Origin of the sequence: Streptomyces sp. SPB074, assembly GCF_000154905.1 — a bacterium.
GTDB lineage: Bacteria > Actinomycetota > Actinomycetes > Streptomycetales > Streptomycetaceae > Streptomyces.
In genome coordinates, this window is sequence record NZ_GG770539.1 from 1,971,180 (window position 1) to 1,979,242 (window position 8,063).

An 8,063-nucleotide genomic window follows, 5' to 3' on the forward strand; every position below is an offset into this window, starting at 1 on the left:
CCGATCCGCGATATATCGTGTTCCGCAGAGAACGCGATATGACGCGATGCGCTGTCGCGTGCCGCAGGTGCGCCGTGCCCGCACGCTCCGCGCGTCTCGCGCGGGACACGTACGGGTGACACACGTACGAGGGAAGAACGGGGAGGTTCGGCATGGCCGAGTGGTCCGTGGCGCAAGCGCGGAAACTGAGGATCGAGGACCCGGTGCGGATCGTGCGCGTCGGGCTCATGGGCGGCGAGGTGAACGTCGTCGGGCGTTCGGGCCCGGACTCCGGGATCGGGCTCCAGGTCGCCGAGGTGGACGGCCCGCCGCTCGACGTGAGCAGCGAGAACGGCGTACTCACCGTCGAGTACCCGGACGTGCCGTGGCGCGGCCCGCTCAAGTGGCTCGCCGCCCGGACGCGCGAGCGGCACGCGGTGGTCTCGCTCGTCGTGCCCGCCGGCACGCAGGTGGAGGTGCACGTGGCGGGTGCCGGGGTCACGGTCTCCGGGCTCGACGCGCCGCTCGTCGTGCACAGCGTCTCGGGCGGTGCCACGCTGACGCGCCTGAGCGGCCCGGTCGAGGCCGAGACGGTCTCGGGCGCCTTCGAGGCGCAGGCGGGGAGCGGCCCGCTCCGCTTCGCCTCCGTCACGGGCACCCTCACCCTCGTCGACGGCACGGGCCCCTCCGTGCGCGCCGATTCGGTGAGCGGGGACATCATCCTCGACCTGGCCCCCGGCGAGGCCCCGGCCGAGATCCGGCTCACGAGCGTCTCGGGCCAGGTCGCGATCCGCCTCCCGCACCCGGCGGACGCGACGGTCGAGGCGGACACGGCGAGCGGTTCGGTCTCCAACGCCTTCGAGGACCTGCGTGTCAGCGGTGGCTGGGGCAGCAAGAGGGTGACCGGAAGGCTCGGCTCCGGGCATGGCAGGCTCAGGGCCACGACCGTCACCGGCTCCCTCGCGCTCCTGCGCAGGCCGCCGCGCGCGGACGAGCCCGGCCCGGCCGAGGACCCCGGCCCGGCCGACGCCCGGAACCCCGGCACCGGACGGCCCCGGCCGACCGGACCAGCCCGACCAGCCCGACCAGCCCGACCAGCCCGACCAGCCCGACCAGCCCGACAGGAAGGTGCTCTGAGATGGCCCCCGTCTTCGCCCACGGCCGCCTGCGGCTGTACCTGCTCAAACTCCTCGCCGAGACCCCGCGCCACGGCTACGAGATCATCCGTCTCCTCCAGGAGCGCTTCGAGGGGCTGTACGCGCCCTCGGCGGGAACGGTCTACCCGCGCCTCGCCAAACTGGAGTCCGAGGGCCTAGTCACGCACACGACCGAGGGCGGCCGGAAGGTGTACGCGATCACCGCGCCCGGGCGCGCGGAACTCGCCGCTCGCGGGGGTGAACTGGCCGAACTGGAACTGGAGATGCGCGAGTCGCTCGCCGAACTGGCCGCCGAGATCCACGACGACGTACGGGGCGCGGCGGGCGAGCTGCGCCGCGAGGTCCACGCCGAGACGGGCCGCTCCGGCGCCGAGGGCGGCACGGGTCCCGGGCGTGGCGAGGGCGAGCGCGAGGCGTGGCGCGTCGCGAAGGAGGAGCTGCGCCGCGCGAAGCAGGAGTGGCGCGAGCAGGCGCGCCAGGCGCGCGACGAGAGCCGCCGGGCCCGCGAGGACGCGCAGCGGGCCCGCCGTCAGGCGCGCGACGCGCAGGCAAAGGCGAAGGCGCAGGCCAAGGAGGCGCAGGAGCACTTCCAGCACATGGCCCGCCAGGTGCAGCAGCAGATGCAGGAGCACTTCAGCCGGGGCGACTGGCCCACCGGGCTGCGCGAGGGCCTGAGCGAACTGACCCGCGAGTTCGGCCGCTTCGGGCGCGAGGGCGGGTTCGGCCAGGGGCCGGGCGGCGGCCCCTGGGGCGCGTGGGGCGGAGGCCGGGCGCCCTGGGAGGCGCGGGCGGAGAAGGGCCGCGAGGGGTCCCCGGACCTGGAGAAGCACCTCTCCGACGACCTGGACGAGGCGGAGGCGGACCTGACGGGCGAGGGCCCCGGGCCCGTACCGCCGCGCTGGGCCGCGGAACCCCTAGCCGAGGGCGATCCGGTCCGCGAACTGGAGCGGCTGCTCGACCGGTTCCGCGACGACGTCAGGGACGCGGCGCGCGACGGCGGGGTCACGTCCGCGCAGCTCCACGCGGCCCGCGAACAGCTCGCGCGGGCGGCGGCGCGCATCGCGGCCGTCCTCGGGGAGCCGTCCGCTGAATGACCACCATCGGCTGGGGCCCGCTCGGCCGGGCCCCGCTCTGGCAGGCGGTCCTCCACCTCGCCGCGCTGGAGGCACGGGAATCCCCCGGCGGCACGGAGCCCGTGGGTACGGACGGGGGGCCACGCCTACGGACCCGGCGAGCGCGCCTCGTATGCGACGGGCGGACGCCACGCCCACGGACCCGGCGAACGTCCCGCGTCAAGCCCCGGCGAGCGCCCCGCCCACGGGGCACGGCTCGCGTACGGCGCACGGGCCGTGCGCCGTCACGGCCGTCCGCGCCCCCGAGATCGGCCCCGCCCGTACGAGCCGGCCGCCCCGGCCCCGTAGCACCGCCGCCCACCGACCGGCCCCGCCCCGTAAGGAACCGCCGAAGGGCTCCGGCAGGGACGCGCCCGCGCCCGTTCCGGAGCCCTTCGGCGCCCGCGCGCGCCGTCCGGCCGTTCCGCGCGAGGTGCCTCAGCGCCGGGCGACCCCGTCCTCGCGGGCCGCGCGGGCGACCGCCTCGGTCAGCGCCGGGGCGACGCGCGCGTCGAAGGGCGAGGGGATGACGTAGTCGGCGGCGAGTTCCGCGCCGACCACGTCGGCCAGCGCCTCGGCCGCCGCGATCTTCATGCGCTCCGTGATGTCGGACGCGCGCACCTTGAGGGCGCCCGCGAAGATGCCCGGGAAGGCGAGCACGTTGTTGATCTGGTTCGGGTAGTCGCTGCGCCCGGTCGCGACGACGGCCGCGTACTTGTGGGCGATGTCCGGGTGGATCTCCGGGTTCGGGTTGGCCATGGCGAAGACGAAGGAGTCCTCGGCCATCGTCGCGACGGCCGCCTCGGGCACCGTGCCGCCCGAGACACCGATGAAGACGTCCGCCCCGGCCAGCGCGTCCGCGAGCGAGCCGCTCAGCCCCGCCAGGTTGGTCAGCTCGGCGATCTCCCGCTTGACCGGCGTCAGGTCGGCGCGGCCGGTGCTCAGCACGCCCTTGCGGTCGCAGACGGCGACGTCGCCGATCCCCGCCCCGAGCAGGAACCTGGCGATGGCCGCGCCCGCCGCGCCCGCGCCCGAGATGACGGCGCGCAACGCGCCGATCTCCCGCCCCGTCAGCTTCGCGGCGTTGCGCAGCGCGGCGAGGGTCACGACGGCGGTGCCGTGCTGGTCGTCGTGGAAGACGGGGATGTCGAGGCGCTCCTTGAGGCGCCGTTCGATCTCGAAGCAGCGCGGCGCGGAGATGTCCTCCAGGTTGATGCCACCGAAGGAGGGCGCGAGCCGTGCCACGGTCTCGACCAGCTCGTCCGTGTCGGTCGTGTCCAGCGCGAGCGGCACCGCGTCGACGCCCGCGAACTGCTTGAAGAGGATCGCCTTGCCCTCCATGACCGGCATCGAGGCGGCCGGGCCGATGTCGCCGAGGCCGAGCACGGCCGTGCCGTCCGTGACGACGGCGACGACCTGCGAGGTCCACGTGTACTCGTGGGCGAGTTCGGGGCGTTCGGCGATGGCCGTGCACACCTCGGCGACGCCGGGCGTGTAGGCGAGCGAGAGGTCGTCGCGGTTCTGCACCGGGACGGTCGCGGTGATCGCCATCTTGCCGCCCCGGTGGAGGGCGAAGGCGGGATGGCGGCTCGCGTCCGGGTCGGCCGCGTCGGGCCCGTCCGGGCGGGCGGCGCCCGGATGGCCGTCGGGCCGGGCGTCCGGCTGGGCGGCGTCCGGGTGGGTCGCGGAGCCGTCGCCCGTGCCCGTGGCGCCCGCACAAGCGCCGGAATCGGGGGTGGCTTCGGCAAGGTCCGCTTGAGCTGACATGGGAGGAACCCCTTTGTTCGTTCATCGTCAGTTGAGGGTGTCCGCCCCCTGGTGAGGAGGGCGGGCGGGCACCGCGCGGCCCGCCGGCGGCCCGGGCCCCCGGTCGGGGACCACGGCTTCCACGCTTTCGCGGAACACTTCCGGGAGGGGAAACGCTTCCGCGAAGGAATAGGCCACGGGTACGGGCATCTGCGCGCGGACGCGCCGCACACGCGTCCTGGGCCCCTGATGAGGGGTGTAGCCGTCTTTTCTACCGGATCGCGCCTGCCTCGTACGAGTCCTTTCGGACGAGTGCCGGGTCACACGCCGCGCCGCACACCCCCCGACGCGCCCCCGGCAGCCGCGCCGCGCCCCCGCGCGCACCTCGACGAGCCCCCCGCCCGCACCTCGACGAGCCCCGCCACCCCGGTCCGGCGGCACCCGAAACGCCCCGCCGAACCACCTCACGCCCGCTCAAGAGCGCCCAAGACGCGCGGAAGTCCCCAAGCGCCCCACCGCGCGTCAAGCCCGCGCAGCCCCGCCGAGAACCGGCATAGCGTCTCGCATCCCGGAATACCGCCCCAGGCCCGGCGCCCGCACGCCCGGCCACCCTCCGACCGGCGCTCCTCCGGGAGCCCGTCAACCCCGCCCTCCGCAGCTCCTGTTACACATGCGGACGCTCCCCGCCTGTTCCCGTTATCCGATTTTGACATCGATGACCCCCTGAGCGGTCTTGTCCGAATGGCAAGATGCCGTGCATCGCACTGGGTCACGACACTCGAAGACGCGTTCACCGTGACCCCGGTCGGCAATTCCAGACTTCCGCCGGAGGGACCCTCATGACCGCCCATTCCCCGCGTCGCCTGTTCGCCGTGAAGCCCCGCGCAGCGACGGCCGCCGCTGTCGTGGTGGCGGGTGCCCTGCTCCTCGGCGCCTGCGGCGACCAGACGAAGGACGACGACAAGAAGGCGCCCGCCGCCTCGGCCGGCACCTCGAAGAGCGCGGGCGACTCCCTCAACGCGAAGCTCCCGAAGGAGATACGCGACAAGGGCGTCATCAAGGTCGGCTCGGACATCGCGTACCCGCCCGTCGAGTACAAGGACAAGTCCGGCAAGGTCGTCGGCATCGACATCGACCTCGCCGACGCGCTCGGCAAGGAACTGGGCGTGAAGTTCGAGTTCCAGAACGCCACCTTCGACACGCTCCTGACCGGCCTGCGCTCCAAGCGCTACGACCTCGCGATGTCCGCGATGACCGACACGGCCGACCGCCAGAACGGTGTGGACGGCGACACGGGCAAGAAGGTCGGCGAGGGCGTCGACTTCGTGGACTACTTCACGGCCGGCGTCTCGATCTACACGCCCAAGGGCAAGACGCAGGGCATCAAGACCTGGGCCGACCTGTGCGGCAAGAAGATCGTCCTCCAGCGCGGGACCGTCTCCCACGACCTCGCCAAGGCCGAGTCGAAGAAGTGCGCGGGCGGCAAGAAGATCGCCATCGAGGCGTACGACAACGACCAGCAGGCCCAGACCCGCCTGCGCGCGGGCGGCGGCGACGCGGGCTCCTCGGACTTCCCCGTCGCGGCCTGGGCCGTCAAGACCTCGGGCGGCGGCAAGGACTTCGAGCTGGTCGGCGAGCAGGTCGAGGCGGCCCCGTACGGCATCGCGATCGCCAAGTCGAACACCGGGCTGCGCGACGCGATCAAGAGCGCCATGGAAGCGATCATCGCCAACGGCGAGTACGACAAGGTCATCTCGAAGTGGGGCGTCGAGGACGGCAAGGTCACCGAGGCCGCCGTCAACGCGGGCAAGTGACCTGACCGGGGCGCCGGTGCCGGGGACCGCAGGACCCGGACGCACCCGCGCCCCGGCCCCGCGCGGGCCCGGCCCGCGCCCGACCCCACCCCCAGGAGCGAAGGCAGCACTCGTGTCCCCAGCCGACCCCACCACACCTCCGGAGCCGGACCCCGCGTCCGCGCCCGAGGGCACCCCCCGTCCCCTCCCGGCCGAGAAGCGCGCCGCAGCCGAGGCCATCCGCGCCGTGCCCGTGCGCCACTACGGGCGCTGGGTCGCGGCGATCGTCTCGCTCGCCGTCCTCGGCACGCTCGTCTACGCCTTCGCGCAGGGCAAGATCAACTGGGGTGCCGTCCCCGACTACTTCTTCGACGACCGCATCCTGAGCGGCCTCGGCAAGACGATGCTCCTGACCGTCGTCGCGATGGTCATCGGCATCGTCGGCGGCGTGGTCCTCGCCGTCATGCGCCTGTCGAAGAACCCGGTGACCTCCTCGATCGCCTGGTTCTACATCTGGTTCTTCCGCGGCACGCCGGTCCTCGTGCAGCTCATGGTCTGGTTCAACCTGGGCCTCGTCTTCGAGTACATCAACCTCGGGCCCGTCTACAAGGACTACTGGGCCAGCTTCATGACCCCGCTGCTCACCGCGCTGCTCGGCCTCGGCCTCAACGAGGCCGCGTACATGGCGGAGATCTGCCGCGCCGGACTGCTCGCGGTCGACGAGGGCCAGACCGAGGCCGCGCAGGCGCTCGGCATGAGCCACGCGAAGACCCTGCGCCGCGTCGTGATCCCGCAGGCCATGCGCGTCATCGTGCCGCCGACGGGCAACGAGGTCATCAACATGCTCAAGACGACCTCGCTCGTCGCCGCCGTGCAGTACCCGGAACTCCTGCGCGCGGCCCAGGACATCGGCCAGGTCTCGGGCGCGCCCGTCGAGATGCTCTTCCTCGCCGCGGCCTGGTACCTGATCCTCACCTCGGTCCTGAGCATCGGGCAGTTCTACATCGAGCGGTACTACGCGCGCGGCTCCAGCCGCGCCCTGCCCGCGACCCCCTGGCAGAAGGTCAGGGCGAGCGTCCTGGCCGTGGGCCGCCCGAACGGAGGCATGGCATGAGCGACCGCATGAGCAAGGACGCCCTGGCGCCCGCGACGGAGACCGGCGGGCAGGCAGCGGTGACGGAGACCGGCGGGCAGGTGCCCATGGTCCGTGCCGAGGCCGTCCACAAGTCCTTCGGCCCCGTCGAAGTGCTCAAGGGCATCGACCTCGAAGTGCGCCAGGGCGAGGTCTTCTGCCTCATCGGCCCCTCGGGCTCGGGCAAGTCCACCTTCCTGCGCTGCATCAACCACCTGGAGAAGATCAACGCGGGCCGCCTGTATGTCGACGGCGAACTCGTCGGCTACCGGCAGCGCGGCGAGAAGCTGTACGAGCTCAAGGACAGCGAGGTCGCGCTGCGCCGCCGCGACATCGGCATGGTCTTCCAGCGCTTCAACCTCTTCCCGCACAAGACGGCGCTGGAGAACATCATCGAGGCGCCCACGCAGGTCAAGGGTCTCGCGAAGGCGGCGGCGCGCGAGCAGGCCCGCGCCCTCCTGGAGCGCGTGGGGCTCGCCGACAAGGCCGGCAGCTACCCCGCCCAGCTCTCGGGCGGCCAGCAGCAGCGCGTCGCGATCGCCCGCGCGCTCGCGATGGAACCGAAGCTGATGCTCTTCGACGAGCCGACCTCGGCGCTCGACCCCGAACTGGTCGGCGACGTCCTCGACGTCATGCGCGACCTCGCCGAGAGCGGGATGACGATGATCGTCGTGACCCACGAGATGGGCTTCGCCCGCGAGGTCGGCGACTCCCTCGTCTTCATGGACGGCGGCGTCGTCGTCGAGTCCGGCCACCCCCGCGAGGTCCTCACCACCCCCCGCCACGACCGCACCCGCGCCTTCCTCTCGAAGGTCCTGTGAACCACCCGGCAAACCGATGAGACAGCACGGGGCGGGGCGGTACGGGGCGCGGGCCCGGCAGTACGGGGCGCGGGCGGTCGGCAGGCACGGCTCGCCCGGCGGGGCGGGGGAGATTTGTCATGTTTTCCGTACTTGCGAGGAATATTCAAGTTGCCTGCGCTCGTTGTCTCCTCTTGGTCTCTCTTTTTTTTCTAATTAATAAAAAAAATACGCAGATTCTAAACTTAACCCTAACAACACCCCCACTCCCTATCATGATCTATTTTTGTGATAGGGTGTGGCACGGTGGGTGTTTTTTTTGTGTTTTGTTTTTTTTTTTTTTT

General features: G+C 72.3%; 5 protein-coding genes and 1 pseudogene. 5 read left to right on the forward strand and 1 reads right to left on the reverse strand.

Annotated elements, in window-relative coordinates; all coding sequences use genetic code 11:
* Nucleotides 1-227 precede the first annotated feature (227 nt).
* A pseudogene (locus SSBG_RS35670) lies at nt 228-875 on the forward strand (DUF4097 family beta strand repeat-containing protein); the annotation flags it as partial.
* Nucleotides 876-1,117: 242 nt separating this feature from the next.
* Nucleotides 1,118-2,230, forward strand: a complete 1,113-nt coding sequence (locus SSBG_RS07855) for a PadR family transcriptional regulator (RefSeq protein ID WP_008745655.1) — start codon at nt 1,118-1,120, stop codon at nt 2,228-2,230.
* A gap of 456 nt (nt 2,231-2,686) precedes the next feature.
* Here the strand turns inward: SSBG_RS07855 and SSBG_RS07860 are convergent, their stop codons facing one another.
* The gene (locus SSBG_RS07860; RefSeq protein ID WP_008745657.1) at nt 2,687-4,015 is read right to left on the reverse strand and encodes an NAD(P)-dependent malic enzyme; all 1,329 of its coding nucleotides are present in this window, start codon (nt 4,013-4,015) and stop codon (nt 2,687-2,689) included.
* An 818-nt stretch (nt 4,016-4,833) separates the two neighbouring features.
* Between SSBG_RS07860 and SSBG_RS07865 the strand changes: the two genes are divergently transcribed.
* The 3 genes from SSBG_RS07865 to SSBG_RS07875 all read left to right on the forward strand — a co-directional run bounded on the left by SSBG_RS07865 (nt 4,834) and on the right by SSBG_RS07875 (nt 7,740).
* A complete protein-coding gene (locus SSBG_RS07865) occupies nt 4,834-5,808 on the forward strand; it encodes an ABC transporter substrate-binding protein (protein WP_008745659.1) in 975 nt (324 codons plus the stop codon).
* Nucleotides 5,809-5,920: 112 nt separating this feature from the next.
* Nucleotides 5,921-6,901 (forward strand): amino acid ABC transporter permease, encoded by a 981-nt coding sequence (locus tag SSBG_RS07870; protein ID WP_420790265.1) that lies wholly within the window; start codon nt 5,921-5,923, stop codon nt 6,899-6,901.
* A gap of 86 nt (nt 6,902-6,987) precedes the next feature.
* Nucleotides 6,988-7,740: an amino acid ABC transporter ATP-binding protein gene (locus tag SSBG_RS07875; protein ID WP_037871227.1), complete on the forward strand. Its 753-nt coding sequence runs from the start codon at nt 6,988-6,990 to the stop codon at nt 7,738-7,740.
* The last annotated feature ends 323 nt before the right edge of the window (nt 7,741-8,063 follow it).